Source organism: Pseudomonas sp. GW456-L13, from assembly GCF_017350115.1.
Taxonomy (GTDB): Bacteria; Pseudomonadota; Gammaproteobacteria; order Pseudomonadales; family Pseudomonadaceae; genus Aquipseudomonas; species Aquipseudomonas jessenii.
In genome coordinates this window covers 1346171-1364501 of the sequence record NZ_JACNAS010000002.1, presented here as the reverse complement: position 1 = coordinate 1364501, position 18331 = coordinate 1346171, and the positions used below count along the sequence as shown (strand labels likewise).

At 59.0% G+C, this 18331-nt stretch carries 16 protein-coding genes; 8 read left to right on the top strand and 8 right to left on the bottom strand.

What is annotated here, in order from left to right:
- Positions 1 to 3: 3 nt before the first annotated feature.
- The 3 genes from alg8 to yaaA form a co-directional block, all read right to left on the bottom strand.
- Positions 4 to 1485: a mannuronan synthase gene (gene alg8 / locus J4D25_RS20265; protein WP_057713388.1), complete on the bottom strand. Its 1482-nt coding sequence runs from the start codon at positions 1483 to 1485 to the stop codon at positions 4 to 6.
- Between the two features lie 95 nt (positions 1486 to 1580).
- Positions 1581 to 2897 (bottom strand): nucleotide sugar dehydrogenase, encoded by a 1317-nt coding sequence (locus tag J4D25_RS20260; protein WP_057713389.1) that lies wholly within the window; start codon positions 2895 to 2897, stop codon positions 1581 to 1583.
- An 826-nt stretch (positions 2898 to 3723) separates the two neighbouring features.
- Positions 3724 to 4503 carry a peroxide stress protein YaaA gene (gene yaaA, locus J4D25_RS20255; RefSeq protein ID WP_057713390.1) on the bottom strand — a complete coding sequence of 260 codons (780 nt, stop codon included), beginning with the start codon at positions 4501 to 4503 and terminating at the stop codon, positions 3724 to 3726.
- Between the two features lie 267 nt (positions 4504 to 4770).
- Between yaaA and J4D25_RS20250 the strand changes: the two genes are divergently transcribed.
- The 6 genes from J4D25_RS20250 (at position 4771) to J4D25_RS20225 (ending at position 10112) form a co-directional block, all read left to right on the top strand.
- Entirely contained in the window at positions 4771 to 5895 is a 1125-nt protein-coding gene (locus tag J4D25_RS20250; RefSeq protein ID WP_057713391.1) for a polysaccharide deacetylase family protein, read from the top strand.
- Positions 5896 to 6231: 336 nt separating this feature from the next.
- Entirely contained in the window at positions 6232 to 7626 is a 1395-nt protein-coding gene (locus tag J4D25_RS20245) for a PhoH family protein (protein ID WP_008050144.1), read from the top strand.
- A 235-nt stretch (positions 7627 to 7861) separates the two neighbouring features.
- A complete protein-coding gene (gene moaC / locus J4D25_RS20240; RefSeq protein WP_057713392.1) occupies positions 7862 to 8335 on the top strand; it encodes a cyclic pyranopterin monophosphate synthase MoaC in 474 nt (157 codons plus the stop codon).
- A complete protein-coding gene (moaD, locus tag J4D25_RS20235) occupies positions 8332 to 8574 on the top strand; it encodes a molybdopterin converting factor subunit 1 (protein WP_057713393.1) in 243 nt (80 codons plus the stop codon). The genes moaC and moaD overlap by 4 nt, the downstream gene beginning before the upstream one ends.
- A gap of 3 nt (positions 8575 to 8577) precedes the next feature.
- Positions 8578 to 9030, top strand: a complete 453-nt coding sequence (gene moaE, locus J4D25_RS20230) for a molybdopterin synthase catalytic subunit MoaE (RefSeq protein WP_007989960.1) — start codon at positions 8578 to 8580, stop codon at positions 9028 to 9030.
- Positions 9031 to 9335: 305 nt separating this feature from the next.
- On the top strand, positions 9336 to 10112 hold the full coding sequence (locus tag J4D25_RS20225) for an ABC transporter substrate-binding protein (protein WP_057713394.1): 777 nt from the start codon (positions 9336 to 9338) through the stop codon (positions 10110 to 10112).
- Between the two features lie 130 nt (positions 10113 to 10242).
- Here the strand turns inward: J4D25_RS20225 and J4D25_RS20220 are convergent, their stop codons facing one another.
- The 5 genes from J4D25_RS20220 to J4D25_RS20200 form a co-directional block, all read right to left on the bottom strand.
- A complete protein-coding gene (locus tag J4D25_RS20220; RefSeq protein WP_057713395.1) occupies positions 10243 to 10884 on the bottom strand; it encodes a transcriptional regulator in 642 nt (213 codons plus the stop codon).
- Positions 10885 to 10974: 90 nt separating this feature from the next.
- A complete protein-coding gene (locus J4D25_RS20215) occupies positions 10975 to 12102 on the bottom strand; it encodes an FAD-binding oxidoreductase (RefSeq protein ID WP_057713396.1) in 1128 nt (375 codons plus the stop codon).
- A gap of 150 nt (positions 12103 to 12252) precedes the next feature.
- Positions 12253 to 13197 (bottom strand): ornithine cyclodeaminase family protein, encoded by a 945-nt coding sequence (locus J4D25_RS20210; RefSeq protein WP_057713397.1) that lies wholly within the window; start codon positions 13195 to 13197, stop codon positions 12253 to 12255.
- A 138-nt stretch (positions 13198 to 13335) separates the two neighbouring features.
- Positions 13336 to 14826 (bottom strand): ATP-dependent RNA helicase RhlB, encoded by a 1491-nt coding sequence (gene rhlB / locus J4D25_RS20205; RefSeq protein ID WP_057713398.1) that lies wholly within the window; start codon positions 14824 to 14826, stop codon positions 13336 to 13338.
- 98 nt (positions 14827 to 14924) lie between these two features.
- Positions 14925 to 15581, bottom strand: coding sequence for an alpha/beta hydrolase (locus J4D25_RS20200; protein WP_057713399.1), 657 nt, complete (start codon positions 15579 to 15581; stop codon positions 14925 to 14927).
- A gap of 469 nt (positions 15582 to 16050) precedes the next feature.
- Between J4D25_RS20200 and J4D25_RS20195 the strand changes: the two genes are divergently transcribed.
- Entirely contained in the window at positions 16051 to 17082 is a 1032-nt protein-coding gene (locus tag J4D25_RS20195; RefSeq protein WP_008018591.1) for an amino acid ABC transporter substrate-binding protein, read from the top strand.
- A 65-nt stretch (positions 17083 to 17147) separates the two neighbouring features.
- Complete coding sequence (locus tag J4D25_RS20190) at positions 17148 to 18329, top strand: amino acid ABC transporter permease (protein ID WP_057713400.1); 1182 nt, start codon at positions 17148 to 17150, stop codon at positions 18327 to 18329.
- Positions 18330 to 18331: the final 2 nt, after the last annotated feature.

The window sequence follows — 18331 nt, the reverse complement described above, 5'->3', positions numbered from 1 at the left end:
CGGTCAGACCATCAACAGCAGCACGGCGACAAAAATGCTGCCGGCAGAGAAGGTCATGGTCCGAGACGACCAGGTGTTGAACCAACGTTGAAAGCTGGCGAGATCACGGGTCAGAGACGTGGGTTGGCGGGTCCAGGACTGTTGGTCGAGGCGGAAGAACACGTAGATCTTCACCAGCGCGCCGACGATCTGGTTGTAATAGAGAATCGCCGGGTAAGCCGGGCCGATCCGGTGTCCGGAGCACGACAGCAACAAGGTCAGGATGAACCGGGTGATGCCGATCCACAGCAGGTACACCAGGATGAACGCGGTGCCGTACTTGAAGCTGGCGATCAGTGCCACGGTCAGGCCCAGCAGCGAGGTCCACATCGACACGCGCTGGTCGAACAGCACCACCGAAGTGAACACGCCGAGGCGTTTGACTCCCAGGCCCAGGGCACGGGAGTTCTGCCGCAGGTTGTTGCCGTACCAGCGGAACATCAGTTTGCGGCTGGCCTTGATGAAGCTCTTTTCCGGCGGGTGTTCAACGGTGTTGATCGCCGCGTCGGGCACGTAGAACGTGTCGTAGCCCAGGCGCATCAGGCTGAACCAGCTCGACTTGTCATCGCCGGTAAGGAACTTGAAGCGACCCAGGCGCCAATGTTGCAGCGAGTCGCTTTCCACGTCGGCGATGAAGTCCGGGTTGGTGACCACGGTGGCGCGGAACACCGACATGCGGCCAGTCATGGTCAGCACGCGCTTGGACAAGGCCATGGAGCACATGTTGATGTGACGCTGGGCGAAACGCAGCTTGTGCCATTCGCTCATGATGTAGCCGCCGCGCACTTCGCAGAATTCGTTGGTGGTCAGGCCACCGACGTTGCCGAACATCTGGAACCACGGCACGGTCTTGAGCACCACGCCTTCGGCCAGCACGGTGTCGCCATCGATCACCGCGACCACGGCGCGATCATCCGGCAGGTGCCGGGAGATGGCGCGGAAGCCGTAGGCCAGGCCATCGCGTTTGCCGGTGCCGGGAATGCGCACGAAGTCGAGCTTGACCCGGGACGGCGGGTTCATCCGTTTCCACAGGCTTTTGACCAGCAGCTCATCGGACATTTCCACGATGGAGCAGACCACGGTGGTCGGCAGACCGCAGTCGATGGCCTCGCGGATCACCGAGCTGTAGACCTGCGCGGTGGTCAGGGCGTCGATGCGGAAACTGGTGACCATCAGGAACACGTGGGACGGGTCAGCCGCTTTGCCCAGCTTGCGCACTTTGCGCCGCAGGTGCGGGTAGACGATGTACAGAAAAATCATGCCGCGCACAAAGTGGGTGGCACCCATCGAATAGCGCCAGATACCCACGGCGCCAATCAGGAAAATAAAGTCCTTCGACTCGGAGTCGAACGTGGACACGGGCAACGCCATGGCGAGGCCCATCAGTAAACTCAGGTAGAACAGCCAACCGGCGGCCTGGAGTAGGCCGTGTTTTAGCCTGTGCATAATCGGAATCCTAAAGTCAGTTGCAAGCCCCAAGCTTCAAGCCCCAAGCGAGGAGCTTTGAACTTGCGGCTTGGAGCTTGAAGCTTGCGGCTGCTTTACCAGCAGATACCTTCAGTCCGGCCAGTCACGCTGGTGGCCTTGGACATGAAACCGACCAGGTCGATCACTTGCTTGCCGTGTGGAACTTCCTGCACCAGCGCGCGGAACTTCTCGTCGCGGTTGCCGAGGATGATCACGTCGGAGTTGTTGATCACCGCGTCGAAGTCGGAGTTGAGCAAGGACGAGACGTGAGGGATCTTCGACTCGATGTAGTCCTTGTTCGCACCGTGAACGCGGGCGTACTCGACGTTGCTGTCGTAGATGCTCAGGTCATAGCCCTTGCCGATCAGCATTTCCGCCAGGTCGACCAGCGGACTTTCGCGCAGGTCGTCGGTGCCGGCCTTGAAGCTCAAGCCCAGCAGGGCGACTTTGCGTTTGTCGTGGCTGGAAACGATGTCGAAAGCGTTCTGCACCTGGGATTCGTTGCTGCGCATCAGCGAGTTGAGCAACGGGGCTTCCACGTCCAGGGAACCGGCGCGGTAGGTCAGGGCACGTACGTCTTTTGGCAGGCACGAGCCGCCGAAGGCGAAGCCTGGGCGCATGTAGTACTGGGACAGGTTGAGGGTCTTGTCCTGGCAGACCACGTCCATCACTTCACGACCGTCGACGCCGACCGCCTTGGCGATGTTGCCGATTTCGTTGGCGAAGGTGACCTTGGTGGCGTGCCACACGTTGCAGGTGTACTTGATCATCTCGGCGACCGCGATGTCCTTGCGGATGATCGGTGCGTCGAGCTCTTCGTACAGCGATTGCAGAACGTCGCCGGACGCCTTGTCGAATTCACCGATGACGGTCATTGGCGGCTGGTCGTAGTCGGCGATGGCGGTGCTTTCGCGCAGGAACTCAGGGTTCACGGCCACGCCGAAATCAACACCGGCCTTCTTGCCGGAGCAGTCTTCGAGAATCGGGATGACCACATTGGCCACGGTACCCGGCAGTACGGTGCTGCGCACCACGATGGTGTGGCGGGTGGTCTTGTCACGCAGGACAAAACCGATTTCGCGGCACACTGCCTCGATGTAGTTCAGTTCCAGATCGCCGTTCTTCTTGCTCGGCGTGCCTACGCAGATCATCGACAGGTCGGTGTCGCGAATCGCCTCGGCGAAGTTGGTGGTGCCACGCAGACGACCTGTCTGGATGCCTTGGGCCAGAAGTTCACCCAGGCCTGGTTCAACGATCGGCGATTTGCCGGCATTGATCATATCGATCTTGTCTTTGGCCACATCGACGCCAACGACGTCATGGCCCCGTGCAGACAGGCAACCGGCACATACTGCGCCGACGTAACCCAAACCAAAAATGCTGATGCGCATCGCAATTACCTCTCTGTTATCAAGCCTGTAAACATCAAGCCATTAAATGGCCGGAGTTAATGGTATTCAGCGTGTTTTAGTGCACTCGCAAGTGTGCCTTACAGGCACGACAATGCCCTGTGCTGGCATATAAGTTACGAGTGTCTAAATAAATGCACTCAAGGGGTGCGCAACTAGGCCTTGTTGTTATGATTTGCCCTGTTATGCAGCCGATCCTCCTGTCGGAAGGATGCAGGTGCAACAGCCTTGCACGCCTGATGTCAGGCCGAAAGCCCGTGGATCAAGCGGTTGGGTGCTCGGGTGAGCACGTTTATAGGGGCGCTGTCGTGGCCTTGTAGGGGATAGTCATACCGCGTTATCTCCTGTCCGATTGCTGTTGTCCAAATCGGTGATTAGTCAGCGCAAGTTAATATTACAACTTCGCTACACGAATCGCTTATCTGCGTAAGTTATCTCGTACACGCTCGGCGAGAATCGTTACCGGTGGTATGAGCGGCTCGTTTGGACATAGTTCCAGCCCACTCATCGCGAAATCTGAAATTTCTTGAAATATTGAGAAAGATGGCACTGCTCTCAAATTGATAGCACTTGCCGTTTCGCCCTTTATATATAGGCGGCTCAACAGAGGGGATATTTTTTTGCCACTACTGTTAAAAAAAGTCAGTGCCACTACGCAAAAAAATGATTGAAGTCGAGTGAAACTAAAGTTAGAAAATCAGCTGGTGTTTTTATGGCGCCAAAAAAATGGCGAAATGGCAGGGAAGTCTGAAGTGAATCAAGGGTCGGCGCACGAGGGTTTGTGGAGGTCGTGCACCGACCGGATGCATCACTCTGGTGCGTGATCGCGTAGAAACACCAGATTGTCCGGCTTGGACTGTTCGGCGCTGTAGCGATAGCCTTGAACGTCGAACTGCTTGAGGGTGGCCGGGTCGTTAATGCGTTCTTCGATGACGAAGCGACTCATCAAGCCACGGGCCTTTTTCGCGTAGAAGCTGATGATCTTGTACTGGCCGTTCTTCAGGTCCTTGAATTCGGTATTGATGATGCGCGCGTTCAAGGCGTTGCGTTTGACGGCCGAGAAGTACTCGTTGGACGCTAGGTTGAGCAGCACGTCATCGCCTTGATCGACCAGGGCTTCGTTCAGCCACTCGCTGATGCGCGTGCCCCAGAAGGCATACAAATCCTTGCCCCGAGCGTTGGCCAGTTTGGTGCCCATTTCCAGGCGATAGGGTTGCATCAGGTCCAGCGGGCGCAGCAGGCCATAGAGGCCCGAGAGCATGCGCAGGTGTTTTTGGGCGTAATCGAAATCGGCTTCGCTGAGGGTTTGCGCATTCATGCCGGTGTACACATCGCCCTTGAAGGCCAGCAGCGCCTGCTTGGCGTTTTCCGGGGTGAACGCGGGCGTCCAGCTGCCGAAACGCGCGGCGTTGAGCCCGCCGATCTTGTCGGAAACGTGCATCAATTCGCTGATTTGCGCGGGCGTCAGCTCGCGCAACTGCAGGATCAACTCCTGGGAGTGGTCGAGGTACTGCGGCTGGGTGAAGCGCTGGGTCGCCGGCGGTGTTTCATAGTCGAGGGTTTTGGCGGGTGAAATCACCATCAGCATGAAGTCGTCTCCTTTAATCGTGGCGGCGATTCTAGGGGGTTGTCCTCGTTGACTCCAGCTATCGCGTCCATAGGTGATGACTGGTGGCATAGCACAAAACCTGTGGGAGCGAGCTTGCTCGCGATGACGGTGTGTCAGCTGACATCATTGTTGAATGTCAGATCGCTATCGCGAGCAAGCTCGCTCCCACAGTGGTTCAGTGTTGCTGCAGGAGGTGTGTGTGGATCAGCTATAGTGCCGCGCGGGTTTTGTTATGGAGACATCCCATTGCGTATCGCTTTTCTCATTTCGATCTGGCTACTGAGCTTCGGCGCCATTGCGGCTCCGGGCGATGTGGCGACGCTCGATCGCAGCACCTGGCCGGAGAAACTCGGCAACCCGACACTGTTCGACGTGGCGTCCAGGGCCGAGATCCTCATGTTTTCCAGTGTCCTGTTGGCCAGCGAGTCGCTGGATGAACCCGCCCTGGCCCAACGCCTGGGCCTGCGCACGATCAATCTGGAGTCGGTCGACCGGGTTCGTCAGCGCATGTGGCAACGGCTGCTGGCCAACTACAACTTCGCCCAACAGAGTTGCGACCAGGATGCCTCCTTCTGTTTTCTGGTCGAAGACATGCCCACCTTGCGCGAGCAGGCTGCCAAATTCCAGGTCGGCGCAGACAGCTATTACATCAAGTGGGCCGAGCCGAGCCGTGTGTTCCACACCCAGTACCTGGACGAACAGCTGCGCAAGGCCGCTTTGTTCCCGCAAACCAGCAGCGAAGTCGATCATTTTGGCGACTATGAGCGCAGCGGCGACGGGATGCATGACCGGCTGTTTCTGCTGACCTTCGACAGTGCCGCCAACGCCGCACCGGATAACACCGCCTGGGTCGCCGAGTACCTGCGCAAGTCGAACATGAGCGGGACGTTCTTCGTCCTCGGCAAGGACATCCAGGCCCGTTTGGCCGAACATTCTGTGAGTAACCTGCAAGCGACCTACTCGAGCCAGTGCATCGGCGTACAAGGCTGGGAGTTCCGTTCCCACAGCCACTGGCAGGACTGGCAGGACTCGGTGCGCCGCAGCGCCGAACTGGTCAAGAGCAAGCTGCCGGAGAACTACGTGCCCCTGTTCCGTCCGCCCGACGGTCAGCGCCGTTCCGATGCCGAAGGCTTCTTCAAGACTCAGGGGTTGCAGGTAGCGTTGTGGGACATCGACGCCCAGGATGGTGCCGGCAAACTCAAGGGCAACCCGAGTGCGCAACGGGTGCTGACCCTGATGCTGCTGTGGCGGCACGGAGTGATCAATTTCAATGTGAAACAGGATGCAGTGAAAACGGCGTTGCCGTGGCTGGTCACGCAAACGGCGCCTGTCGGGATCGGCTGGGAGGATTGCCAGGATGCGTTTCGCTGAAAATGACAAAACCCCGTAAACATTGGGTTTTTGGCAATTTTGGAAGGGGATTCGTTGCAGGTGGACTTCCGACTTTAAACGGGTGATGGCAGTCCGCCAAGTGCTATTGGTCAATCTGCAAAATAAACTTCAAAAAAGCGTCAAAGTACTTTTTTCTGTCACACGTTTTGGAGTATTACGAAGACAGACCGCCGAAACCTGCAACACAGGTGGCGTCTTCCAAGACCCCGCATGTATGCAGAACACTTGAGTCCCCGCAGGTGTATTCGGCAGTCACTTCGAGGCGCAGCACCGTCAAGGTATTGCGTCGAATGGCTCCCACAAAGGTGACCGAGTATGGATGATCACGGACGTAGCTCTTCTTCCAACCAGCCAATCCTTTATGTACTCGATACCAACGTATTGATTCACGATCCAAACGCGCTGCTTAACTTCGAAGAACACCACGTCGCGATCCCGATGACCGTGCTTGAAGAGCTCGACAAGCTCAAGAGCGGGCATCACAGCGTAGCCGCCGAATGCCGCCAGGCCATCCGCCTGATCGACAAGACTCTGGGCGATGCCTCACCCGAGGACGTCGAGCAGGGTGTGCCGATCCAGCGTGGCAAAAGCGGACCCAAGGGTTTGCTGTCAATTTTGATGAGCAAGCATGCCGAGCCGAACCTGATTCTGCCCGAGCACCTGAACGACAACAAAATCATCAATCAACTGATCGACCTGCACGCGCGCGATCCGAAGAAGCCCGTGGTGCTGGTCACCAAAGACATCAACATGCGCCTCAAGGCGCGCGCCTGCGGAATCGCGGCCGAGGACTACAGCACCGACCAACTGGTCGATGACGTGTCCTTGCTGCCCAATGGCTACCACAACATGACCGGCTCTTTCTGGGACCGCGTGAGCAAGGTCGAAACCCGTCAGGACCACGGCCGCACCTGGCATCAGGTGCAATTGATCGACAACCTGCCGGCGGTGCACATCAACGAATTCATCATTGATGAACAGGGCTTTGTCGGCTGGATCAAGGAGATTGAAGAGGACCGCTTGCTGATCCTCGACCTGCACCAGGAACCGCTGCTGCACCAGGAAGCCTGGGGCCTCAAGCCGCGTGATATCTATCAGAGCCTGGCGTTGTACGCCTTGCTCGATCCGGATATCCACCTGGTCAACCTGTCGGGTGCCGCGGGCTCGGGTAAAACCATCCTGGCGCTGGCCGCTGCGATCGAGCAGACCATGGTCAGCAAACGTTATCGCCGCATCATCGCTACCCGTAGCGTGCAGGGCCTGGATCAGGAAATCGGCTTCCTGCCCGGTACCGAGGCGGAAAAAATGGAGCCGTGGCTGGGCGCCATCACCGACAACCTCGAAGCCTTGCACATGGATGACGAAAGCACCCATGGCAGCGTCGACTACATCCTCAGCAAAGTGCCGTTGCAGTTCAAATCCCTCAACTACATCCGGGGCCGCAGCTTCCAGCAGAGCCTGATTCTGATCGACGAATGCCAGAACCTCACGCCGCACCAGATGAAAACCATCATCACCCGTGCCGGTGCCGGTTCCAAAGTGGTGTGCCTGGGCAACCTGGCACAGATCGACACCCCTTACCTGTCCGCGACCAGCTCCGGGCTGACCTACCTCACTGAACGCTTCAAGGACTTCCCGAACGGGGTGCACATCACCCTGCAAGGGGTACCACGTTCGATCCTGGCCGAATACGCCGAATCGCATCTGTAACTGTCCACCGGAACCGGGCGGCCCTAAAGCCGCCCGGTTTTTTATGGGCGTATGAAAAACCTGTGGGAGCGAGCTTGCTCGCGATGACGGTGTGTCAGTCGACATTTCAGGTGAATGGCAGGTTGCTATCGCGAGCAAGCTCGCTCCCACATTGGTTTGTGGTGACCCGATAATCGTGCGTGCGGAAAATTGACCCGCAGGTTTACAATCGACGCTCCTGATCAGGAGTAATCCCGTGCTGACTCATCTCGATTCCCAAGGTCGCGCCAACATGGTCGACGTCACTGAAAAAGCCGTGACGTTCCGTGAGGCGACCGCTCAAGCGCTGGTGCGCATGCTGCCCGAAACCCTGCAGATGATCGTCAGCGGCGGCCACCCCAAGGGTGATGTGTTTGCCGTGGCTCGCATTGCCGGTATCCAGGCGGCGAAGAAAACCAGCGATCTGATTCCCCTGTGCCATCCGCTGATGCTGACCGGTGTCAAGGTCGAGCTCAGTGCCGAAGGCGAGGATTCGGTGCGCATCGTGGCGCGTTGCAAGCTGTCAGGGCAGACCGGTGTCGAGATGGAGGCCCTGACCGCCGCCAGTGTCGCCGCGCTGACGATCTACGACATGTGCAAGGCCGTGGACCGTGGCATGACCATCGAAAGCGTGCGTCTGCTGGAGAAGGTCGGCGGCAAGAGCGGACATTTCCAGGCGGAGCAGTCATGAACGTTACCGTAAAGTTTTTCGCCCGTTATCGTGAAGCGTTGGGTCTGGATTCGGTGAAAGTAGAAGGCAACTTCGCTACCGTCGACGACGTCCGCGCACTGTTGGCCCAACGTGATGGTGCCGAGGTGTTGAGCGAGCAGAACCTGATGTGCGCCCGCAACGAAGACCTGTGCCAGCTCGACGAACCGGTCAGCGACGGCGATGAAGTGGCGTTCTTTCCGACTGTGACCGGAGGCTGAACCATGGCGATTCGCGTGCAGTCCACGGCGTTCGACCCTGGGGCCGAAGTCAACGCCATGCACGATGCCAATGTCGGCGTGGGTGCAGTGGTGAGTTTTGTCGGCTACGTGCGCGACTTCAATGACGGCCTCGACGTCGCCGGGATGTTCCTCGAACACTATCCCGGCATGACTGAAAAAGCGTTAGGCAAGATCGCCATCGAGGCAGAGCAGCGCTGGCCGCTGCTCAAGCTGGAAGTGCTGCACCGCATCGGCGCCCTGGAGCCGGGCGAGCCGATAGTCTTCGTCGGCGCGGCCAGCGCCCATCGTCAGGCGGCATTCGACGCCTGCGCCTTTGTCATGGATTACCTGAAAACCCGTGCGCCGTTCTGGAAGAAAGAAAACACCAGTGACGGGCCGCGTTGGGTCGAGGGGCGTGACAGTGATCATGCGGCGGCGGATCGCTGGAAGCAGTAGTTTCTGCGGCGTTCTTTAGTCAGTCTTCGCGGGCAAGCCCGCTCCCACAGGGTTCTGCGTCGTACACAAAGTTAGTGTTCATCCAGATCCACTGTGGGAGCGAGCTTGCTCGCGATGAGGCCTTTCGATTCAACCAATCACTCCCGGATTCACCACCCGACCATCGGCCGGAACGGGCTGCATTTACCTCATTGACGGTTCATACATAAAAGTCCAGTATGGAATTATAAGTACAAAAAAGTTTCCACCCGTTTCAGCTTTTTCTTCTGTCTTGCCAAACCAACAACAACCGCGAGAAAACGAACATGAAGAAGTTCCCCCTCATCACCGGTCTGGCCCTGAGCCTGTTGGCGTGCAGCTCTGTGTTCGCCGCCGAGAAAACCCTGCGCATCGGTATCGAAGCGGCGTATCCACCGTTCGCCTCGAAAACCGACAAAGGCGAAATCGTCGGTTTCGACTATGACATCGGCAATGCCTTGTGCGCACAGATGAAGGCCAAGTGTGTGTGGGTCGAAGGCGAGTTCGATGGTCTGATTCCGTCCCTGAAGGTGAAGAAAATCGACATGGCGCTGTCGTCCATGACCATCAATGAAGACCGCAAGAAGTCGGTGGACTTCACCCACAAGTACTATTTCACTTCGTCGCGTCTGGTGATGAAGGACGGCGCGGTGGTGGATGACCAGTACGCCAGCCTCAAGGGCAAGACTGTCGGTGTGCAGCGCGCCACCACCACCGACCGTTACGCCTCCGAGGTGTTCGAGCCCAAGGGCATCAACGTCAAGCGCTACAGCAACAACGAAGAAATCTACATGGACCTGGCCGCCGGTCGCCTCGACGCGATTTTTGCCGACACCATTCCACTGAATGACTTCCTGTCGATGCCCCGTGGCAAGGGTTACGCCTTTGTCGGGCCGGAGCTCAAAGATCCGAAATATGTAGGCGAGGGTGCCGGGATTGCAGTGCGCAAGGGCAACACCGAGTTGGTCAGCGAGCTGAACACGGCCATTGATGGCATTCGCGCCAGTGGTGAGTACCAGAAGATTTCCGAGAAGTACTTCAAGTCTGATATCTACGGCGACTGACAAACCGCCATCGCGAGCAAGCTCGCTCCCACAGGTTCAGTGGTGTACATATCTCTTGCGCACGACTCGGACACTGTGGGAGCGAGCTTGCTCGCGATGAGGCCCTGCCAGCCAGTACATCTCTCAGGGTTCAGCCCTTCAATTCCTTCAAATGCTTGTACACCGTCGCCCGGCCCATGTTCAGCACATTGGCCACGTAGTTCGAGGCGCTTTTGCCCTTGAATGCGCCTTCGGCGTGCAACGCCAGCACCAGTTCGCGCTTGTGGTCGCGGGTCAGCAGATTCAGGCTCAACTGGCGCTCACGCAGCCAGGCGTGGAGGAAGGTGTTGATCCGCTCCTGCCAGTCATCGCGGAACAGTGCATCCGGTTGCGGGATCAGCTTGGTCGGCGACAGGAACAGGTCCAAAGCGGCCTTGGCATTTTCGAACAACGAAATATTCAGGTTGATGCACAGCACCGCCAGCGGACGACTTTCGCTGTCCCGTAGCACCGTGCTGAGGCTGCGAATCTTCTGACCATCCCAGTTGAGCTTTTCGTACGGCCCGATGTTTCGTTCGCTGACATCGTCGCTGAGCATGTCTTCCAGCGCCGAGTCGTCGCCGATTTCCCGCTTGGACAGGTTGTTGGCGATGTAGTCGACCTTTTGCGTGCGCAGGTCGTGCAGCACCACTTCGGCGTGGGGGAAAAACAACGTGGCGATGGCGTCGGCGATCGCGTGGAAGTTATCCAGGGACGTGTCGTCCAGGGCCGAGTCTTTTTCGGGGGCGTTCATACAGTGGAACTCCAGGCAGCGTCAGCGCCCCATCAAAGGGGCGCTGAAAGTGTGCCGTAATCGTGTGGACACGTCACCTGAGGATCAGGATCAGCCGAGGCGGGCAGGGGAGAGCATTTCGGCATTCAGGCCGAAACGGCCGAGCGACTCGGGCAACGCTGCACCGCGCACCAGTGCCGCGCTGGCCTGGCCCATGGCCGGCGAAGTCTGGATGCCATAACCGCCTTGTGCCGCGACCCAGAACAACCCCGCTACCTGTGGGTCGAAGCCGGACAACAGGTCGCCGTCGCTGACGAAGCTGCGCAGGCCGGCCCAGGTGCGGGTCGGGCGGCGAATGGTCAGGGTCGTGGCTTCTTCGATCTGGTAGATGCCCATGGCGATGTCCAGCTCTTCGGGCTGCACGTCGTGGGGTTCCACCGGGTCGGCGTTGGCCGGCGAGCCGAGGAACATCCCGGCGTCGGGTTTCATGTAGAAGGACTCGTCGAGGCTGACCAGCATCGGCCAATGGTGGATGTCCACGCCTTCGGGGCCGGCGAAGATGAACGCGGCACGGCGTTTGGGTTGCAGGCCCAGCGGTTTGGCGCCGGCCAGTTTGCCGATCTTGTCGGCCCAGGCGCCGGCGGCGTTGATGATGATTGGCGCGCTGAACGTCTGGCTGTTGGTCTGAACGTGCCATACACCTTGGCCGTCGCGGCTCAGGCCGACGACTTCGCTGTCGGTATGCACTTCGCCCTGGTTGCGGCGGATACCGCGCAAATAGCCCTGGTGCAGGGCGTCGGTGTCGATGTCGCTGGCGGTCGGGTCGTAGATGGCGCCGTGGACCTTTTCCCGGCGCAGGATCGGCACCAGCGCGCAGGCCTCGTCGGCGCCGAGCAATTGCATCTCCGGCACCGTGGTTTTTGCGCTCTGGTATTGCCTGTTCAGTTCGTCCGGGTCGCCGGTCAAGTCCACGGTCATTTCGCCCCGCGGGGTCAGCAGCGGGTGTTCGCAGAAACCGCTGGGCGGGTTGTCGAAAAAGTCCCGGCTGGCCAGGGTCAGCGCCCGTACTTGCGGGGTGCCGTAGGCCGCGGTGTACAGCGCCGCCGAACGGCCGGTGGAGTGATAGGCCGGATGGGATTCGCGTTCGAGCACGATCACGCGGCCGTGCTGCGACAACCAGAAACCTGTGGAAGCACCGGCAATTCCGCCGCCGATGATGATGAACTCTGCCTGGCTCATGAACGTCTCCTGATGGGGCGTAAGTGCCTATGGTGAAGAAATTTTCTGTGGGAGCGAGCTTGCTCGCGATTGCGGTCAATCATTCAGCATGGATGTCGACTGACTTGACGCTATCGCGAGCAAGCTCGCTCCCACAGATGAGTGGTGGTGTCAGTGAGATAGGCGATAGATCGCATTGGCCAGTGCAATGTCTTCCAGGCCCAAGCCGATGGAGCGGAAAAACACGTGACGGTCGTAGTCGGGGCGCTGCACCTTCTCGCTGAGCAGGTCGGGCAGGTCGCCGACAATCGCGCCCTTGTCCCAGCCGTGCCGTTCGGCGGCGATCAGCATTTCACCGGCCGAGCCCGGGGTGGTCAGGCGATAGTCGCAGAACACCTGCATGTCGTTGAGGCTCTGCGGCGGCACTTCGTGGGCACGCGGCGCATTGGTGCTGATGGAGGTGATCAACGCCGGTTTGCGCAAGCTCGATGGATCGATCACCGGACCGGCGGACGAGGTGCAGAGCATGATCACGTCGGCGTCCTGAACGGCAGCTTCGCGACTGTCGACGATGTTCAGGCGTGGCTCGATGTTTTTCAGCAGGCTCACGGTTTCGGCATCTTCGCTCAGGCTCGGCGAGTACAGGCAGATGCTCTGCCAGTCGCGCAGGCCTTTCACATAGTGCAGGTGCGCCTGGGCCACTTTACCGCTGCCGATGATGGCCAGGCGATTGGCTGTGAGTGGCGCGAGGGCGTCGACCGCCACGGCGGTGGTGGCCGCCGTGCGCGCGGTGGTCAGTTCTCCGGCATCGCACAACAACAGCGGCTGGCCGGTCTGCATCGACATCAGCAGCGTCCATGCAGTCACCAATGGCCCCTGTTCACGGACGATGTACGGTGACGTCTTGATCCCGTACACGCCGTCTTCAGCCAACACGCCCAGGTAGTTGATGAAATCGCCCGCGCCCTGTGGAAACTCCACCAGTTGCTGCGCCGGTTGTACGGCCTGCCCGGCGGCCAGCTCGCGGAACAGTTTGCGCAGGATCTGCGGTACATCGACCTGCGCCAGTAGCTCGCGAGCCTGGGCTTGGGGGATCACTTGGGGCGTGCTGGACATGGTCGGCTCCGGAGTTTGAAATAAACTAATTTGTCTATTATGGACTTTTAGTTATCGCGAGCAAGCTCCTGTTGAAAAAAAGCCGGGCGAAAAAAAAGCGCAGTCCGTTTCCGGCTGCGCTTGTCTTTTCAGCGTCGCTTAATGAGGACGCTTGCGTTCAACGGGCCGCAACAGATGCGTCGGTGGCGTTTCACAGCTGATCTTGCGCCCCAGCTTTTCCTCGATGGACGGTAGCTGGTAGGAGTCGTCTTCACCGGCAAAGCTGATGGATACGCCGTCGGCACCCGCACGACCGGTACGACCGATGCGGTGCACGTAGTCGTCCGGCACTTCCGGCAGGGTGAAGTTGATCACGTGGCTGATGCCGTCGATGTGGATACCGCGACCGGCCACATCGGTGGCGACCAGTACGCGGATCTTGCCTTCGCGGAAGCCTTCGAGGGTCTTGATGCGCTTGTGCTGCGGCACGTCGCCGGACAGTTGCGCGGCGTTGATGCCGTCGCGCACCAGGCGTTCTTCGATGCGCCGCACTTCATCCTTGCGGTTGGCGAAGACAATGACCCGCTCCCAACCATTGTCGTTGACCAGGTTGTAGAGCAGTTTGTACTTGTCGGCACCGGCCACCGCGTAGATGTGCTGCTCGACGTTTTCGTTGGCAACGTTCTGCGACTCGATCTCGACGATCGACGGATCGGTGGTCCATTGCTTGGCCAGGTTCATCACGTCTTCGGTGAAGGTCGCGGAGAACAGCAGCGTCTGGCGCTCGGACTTCGGCGGCGTCTGGCGGATGATCTGGCGCACTTGCGGGATGAAGCCCATGTCGAGCATGCGGTCGGCTTCGTCCAGCACCATCACTTCGACCATGTCCAGATGCACGTCGCCGCGCTGGTTGAAGTCCAGCAGGCGGCCCGGCGTGGCCACGAGGATGTCGCAGTGGCGGGCTTCGAGGTGCTTGAGCTGCTTGTCGAAGTCCATGCCACCGACGAACGTCATGACGTTGAGGCCGGTGTACTTGGTCAGGTCGGCGGCGTCCTTGGCGATCTGCACCACCAGTTCGCGGGTCGGCGCGATGATCAGTGCCCGTGGCTCACCCATGTAGCGCTCTTTCGGCGGCGGGGTCTGCAGCAACTGGGTGATGATCGAGATCAGGAACGCAGCGGTCTTGCCGGTACCGGTCTGGGCGCGGCCGATGGCGTCTTTGCCCGCGAGGGTGAAGCCCAGCACCTGTGCCTGGATCGGCGTGCAATACGGGAAGCCCAGATCCTGGATGGCGTGCATCAGTTCAGGGGCGAGTTTGAAATCGTGGAAGCGGGTCTTGCCTTCCTGGGGTTCGACGACGAAGTCTTCGAGTTTCCATGGGATGACCGGTGCCTTGGGCTTGGGTTCGCGGCGCGGTTTGGCGGGTTTCGGCGTGTCGCTGCGCGGCTGCTCCGGGGCTGTGATCGCCGCAGGCTGGGCGTCTTCTACGGTCTTCGGCTCGTGCTTGGGTGCAGTCGTGGTGGCGGTCCGTTCAGACTGATTGCCGTCGGTGCGGTGGCCGGGAGCGTGAGACGGAGCGCTGGGGACTGGCGCGAGTTGCTCAGTCTCGCTTTTACCGAACATTTTCTTGAGTGCTTTGAGCACGGTCATCTCATCAATTGGTTAAGGAATGTACGCCGGGCAGTGTAATGCAAGAATCGGGCGCGGCGTAGTGGGATGGATCAAAGGGCGCTTTTAAACAGAAATGCTTAACGCAAGCGCTCGGCGAGCCAGACGCCGATGTCGCGAATTTCTTCGGGTAACACTTCGTGACCCATTGGGTATTCCTGCCATGTCACGGTGACACCACGCAGCTTCAAATGCTCGTAGGCGCTGCGCCCCATCGAGTTCTGCACCACATCGTCGTACTGGCCGTGCAGGCACAGCACTGGAATGCGCTGCTGGCTGGCGGACATTTCCAGTTGGTCACTGAAAGTCGGTGCATAAGTGGAGAGGGCGAGTACGCCACCCAATGGTCCCTGCCATTTCAGAAACGCGGTGTGGAGCACCACCGCACCACCCTGTGAAAAACCTGCCAGGAAAATCCGCGAGGCGTCTATTCCGCTGGCCTTCTGCGTTTCGATCAGTTCGATGATCCAGTTGGCAGATTCTTCCAATTGCTCGCGGTTGATCGCGCGCGCGGGGCTCATGGCCAATATGTCGTACCAACTCGGCATCTCGTATCCGCCATTGATGGTGACGGCGCGGCTCGGCGCCTGGGGCAAAACAAAGCGGGTGCTCAACAGGGTTTCCTGCAGGGCTTCGGCCACTGGCAGGAAGTCGTAGCGATCGGCACCCAGGCCGTGCAGCCAGATAACGCAGGCATCTGCGGTCTTGACGGGTTCAAGAATCAAGGGGTTGGTCATGGCTGCTCCAAAAGTGTGCGTGCGCTCTTATTGAGTGCTAAGGCTGAGTGCGTGTCTGGTTGATCAGTTACGAAGATGTCGCAAGGTTACAAGTTTTGCTATTGACCTGCAGCTGAACCGCTTCGGAGAGCAGTGTGGTACGGGCTTTGCTATGGCGAAGTCTGTATGAAAAATCCCACGCCTGTCGGTAACACTATCAGGCCAAGGTTATTAGTGGGATTGAAAAGAATCCGGTGATGGATGTTCGCCAAAGGCCGATATGGGGCTTCGCGAACGTGAAAGGGCTACAGCCCGTTCGGCCGACTGGTGAGAGTGAGTTTTCCATGACGTGGATTTTCTCCTACTAGACTCATAGCTAACGTCTTACGTCGGTTGACCCCCAAAACAAGCCAACACGGGTCGACTACGCCTCAAAAGGGTGCGACAGGACTCACGCTCCGACACAACAAGAGCAAAACTGGAGGTTTGAATGAAGATGTTGAAATCCACCCTGGCTATCGTGACTGCAGCCGCAGTACTCGGTGTCAGCGGGTTTGCCCAGGCGGGCGCAACCCTGGATGCAGTGATGAAGAAAGGTTTCGTGCAGTGTGGCGTCAGCGATGGCTTGCCAGGCTTCTCGGTTCCGGATTCCACCGGCAAGATCGTGGGTATCGATGCTGACTACTGCCGTGCAGTAGCGGCGGCAGTCTTCGGCGACGCGACCAAGGTCAAGTTCAGCCAGTTGAACGCCAAGGAGCGCTTCACCGCGCTGCAGTCCGGCGAAATCGACATTCTGTCGCGCAACACCACCATGACCAGCTCCCGTGACGCGGGCATGGGCCTGAAATTCCCGGGCTTCATTACCTACTACGACGGTATCGGCTTCCTGGTAAACAACAAGCTGGGCGTCAAGAGCGCCAAGGAACTGGATGGTGCAACCATCTGCATCCAGGCCGGTACCACTACCGAGCTGAACGTTTCCGACTACTTCCGCGGCAACGGCCTGAAATACACCCCGATCACCTTCGACACCTCCGACGAAAGCGCCAAGTCGCTGGAATCCGGTCGTTGCGACGTACTGACCTCCGACAAATCCCAGCTGTTCGCCCAGCGCAGCAAGCTGGCTTCGCCGAAGGACTACGTGGTTCTGCCGGAAACCATTTCCAAGGAACCTCTGGGCCCGGTCGTACGTAATGGCGACGACGAGTGGCTGGCCATCGTGCGCTGGACTGGCTACGCCATGCTCAACGCTGAAGAGGCCGGCATCACTTCGAAGAACGTCGAAGCCGAAGCCAAGGGCACCAAGAACCCTGACGTTGCCCGTCTGCTGGGTACCGACGGTGAATACGGCAAAGACCTGAAAGTGAAGAAAGACTGGGTCGTGCAGATCATCAAGCAAGTCGGCAACTACGGCGAAGTGTTCGAGAAAAACCTCGGCAAGAGCACTCCGCTGGAAATCGACCGCGGGCTGAACGCTCTGTGGAACGCTGGCGGCATTCAATACGCACCACCAGTGCGCTGATGGTTCTATCACCCGGTGGGCCAACCACCGGGTGATGTTCTGTTCCATTATTTCCGGGGCACTTCATGCAAAATTCAATCGGCGCACCAAAGCAGAGGCTCAGCCTCAGCGATCCACGCGTGCGTGCTTGGGTATTCCAGATCATCACGATTATCGCGGTGGTCTCGCTGGGCTGGTATCTGTTCGATAACACCCAGACCAACCTGCAACACCGGGGCATTACCTCCGGTTTCGACTTTCTGGAGCGCAGTGCCGGTTTCGGCATCGCTCAACACCTGATCGACTACACCGAAGCGGACACATACGCCCGGGTGTTTGTCATTGGTCTGCTCAACACCTTGCTGGTGACCTTCATCGGCGTGATCCTGGCGACGATCCTGGGTTTCATCGTGGGTGTGGCGCGGCTGTCGAAGAACTGGATCATCGCCAAGCTGGCGACGGTGTATGTGGAAGTCTTCCGCAACATTCCGCCGCTGCTGCAGATCCTGTTCTGGTACTTCGCGGTGTTCCTGACCATGCCGGGGCCGCGCAACAGTCATAACTTCGGCGACACCTTCTTCGTCAGCAGCCGTGGCCTGAACATGCCGGCTGCGTTGATGGCGGACGGCTTCTGGCCGTTTATGACCAGTGTTGTAGTCGCCATCGTCGCCATCGTGCTGATGAGCCGCTGGGCCACCAAGCGCTTCGAAGCCACCGGTGTGCCGTTCCACAAGTTCTGGGTTGGCCTGGCGATGTTCCTGGTCATCCCTGCGCTGTGCGCGCTGATTTTCGGTGCACCGGTGCACTGGGAAATGCCGAAGCTGCAAGGCTTCAACTTCGTCGGCGGCTGGGTGTTGATCCCGGAACTGCTGGCGCTGACGCTGGCTTTGACCGTGTACACCGCGGCATTCATCGCCGAGATCGTGCGTTCGGGCATCAAGTCGGTCAGCCACGGCCAGACCGAAGCGGCGCACTCCCTCGGCCTGCGCAACGGTCCGACCCTGCGCAAGGTGATCATCCCGCAAGCCCTGCGCGTGATCATCCCGCCGCTGACCAGCCAATACCTGAACCTGGCGAAGAACTCCTCGCTGGCGGCCGGTATCGGTTATCCGGAAATGGTCTCGCTGTTTGCCGGGACCGTGCTCAACCAGACCGGCCAGGCGATCGAGGTGATTGCCATCACCATGAGCGTGTACCTGGCGATCAGTATCAGCATTTCCCTGCTGATGAACTGGTACAACAAGCGCATTGCGCTGATCGAGCGGTAAGG

What these genes read in the sequence shown, in the direction of transcription:
- alg8 (WP_057713388.1), bottom strand. Translation starts at nt 1,485, where the DNA reads ATGCACAGGCTAAAACACGGCCTACTCCAGGCCGCCGGTTGGCTGTTC.
- J4D25_RS20260 (WP_057713389.1), bottom strand. Translation starts at nt 2,897, where the DNA reads ATGCGCATCAGCATTTTTGGTTTGGGTTACGTCGGCGCAGTATGTGCC.
- yaaA (WP_057713390.1), bottom strand. Translation starts at nt 4,503, where the DNA reads ATGCTGATGGTGATTTCACCCGCCAAAACCCTCGACTATGAAACACCG.
- J4D25_RS20245 (WP_008050144.1), top strand. Translation starts at nt 6,232, where the DNA reads ATGGATGATCACGGACGTAGCTCTTCTTCCAACCAGCCAATCCTTTAT.
- moaD (WP_057713393.1), top strand. Translation starts at nt 8,332, where the DNA reads ATGAACGTTACCGTAAAGTTTTTCGCCCGTTATCGTGAAGCGTTGGGT.
- moaE (WP_007989960.1), top strand. Translation starts at nt 8,578, where the DNA reads ATGGCGATTCGCGTGCAGTCCACGGCGTTCGACCCTGGGGCCGAAGTC.
- J4D25_RS20225 (WP_057713394.1), top strand. Translation starts at nt 9,336, where the DNA reads ATGAAGAAGTTCCCCCTCATCACCGGTCTGGCCCTGAGCCTGTTGGCG.
- J4D25_RS20220 (WP_057713395.1), bottom strand. Translation starts at nt 10,884, where the DNA reads ATGAACGCCCCCGAAAAAGACTCGGCCCTGGACGACACGTCCCTGGAT.
- J4D25_RS20215 (WP_057713396.1), bottom strand. Translation starts at nt 12,102, where the DNA reads ATGAGCCAGGCAGAGTTCATCATCATCGGCGGCGGAATTGCCGGTGCT.
- J4D25_RS20210 (WP_057713397.1), bottom strand. Translation starts at nt 13,197, where the DNA reads ATGTCCAGCACGCCCCAAGTGATCCCCCAAGCCCAGGCTCGCGAGCTA.
- rhlB (WP_057713398.1), bottom strand. Translation starts at nt 14,826, where the DNA reads ATGACCGTGCTCAAAGCACTCAAGAAAATGTTCGGTAAAAGCGAGACT.
- J4D25_RS20200 (WP_057713399.1), bottom strand. Translation starts at nt 15,581, where the DNA reads ATGACCAACCCCTTGATTCTTGAACCCGTCAAGACCGCAGATGCCTGC.
- J4D25_RS20195 (WP_008018591.1), top strand. Translation starts at nt 16,051, where the DNA reads ATGAAGATGTTGAAATCCACCCTGGCTATCGTGACTGCAGCCGCAGTA.
- J4D25_RS20190 (WP_057713400.1), top strand. Translation starts at nt 17,148, where the DNA reads ATGCAAAATTCAATCGGCGCACCAAAGCAGAGGCTCAGCCTCAGCGAT.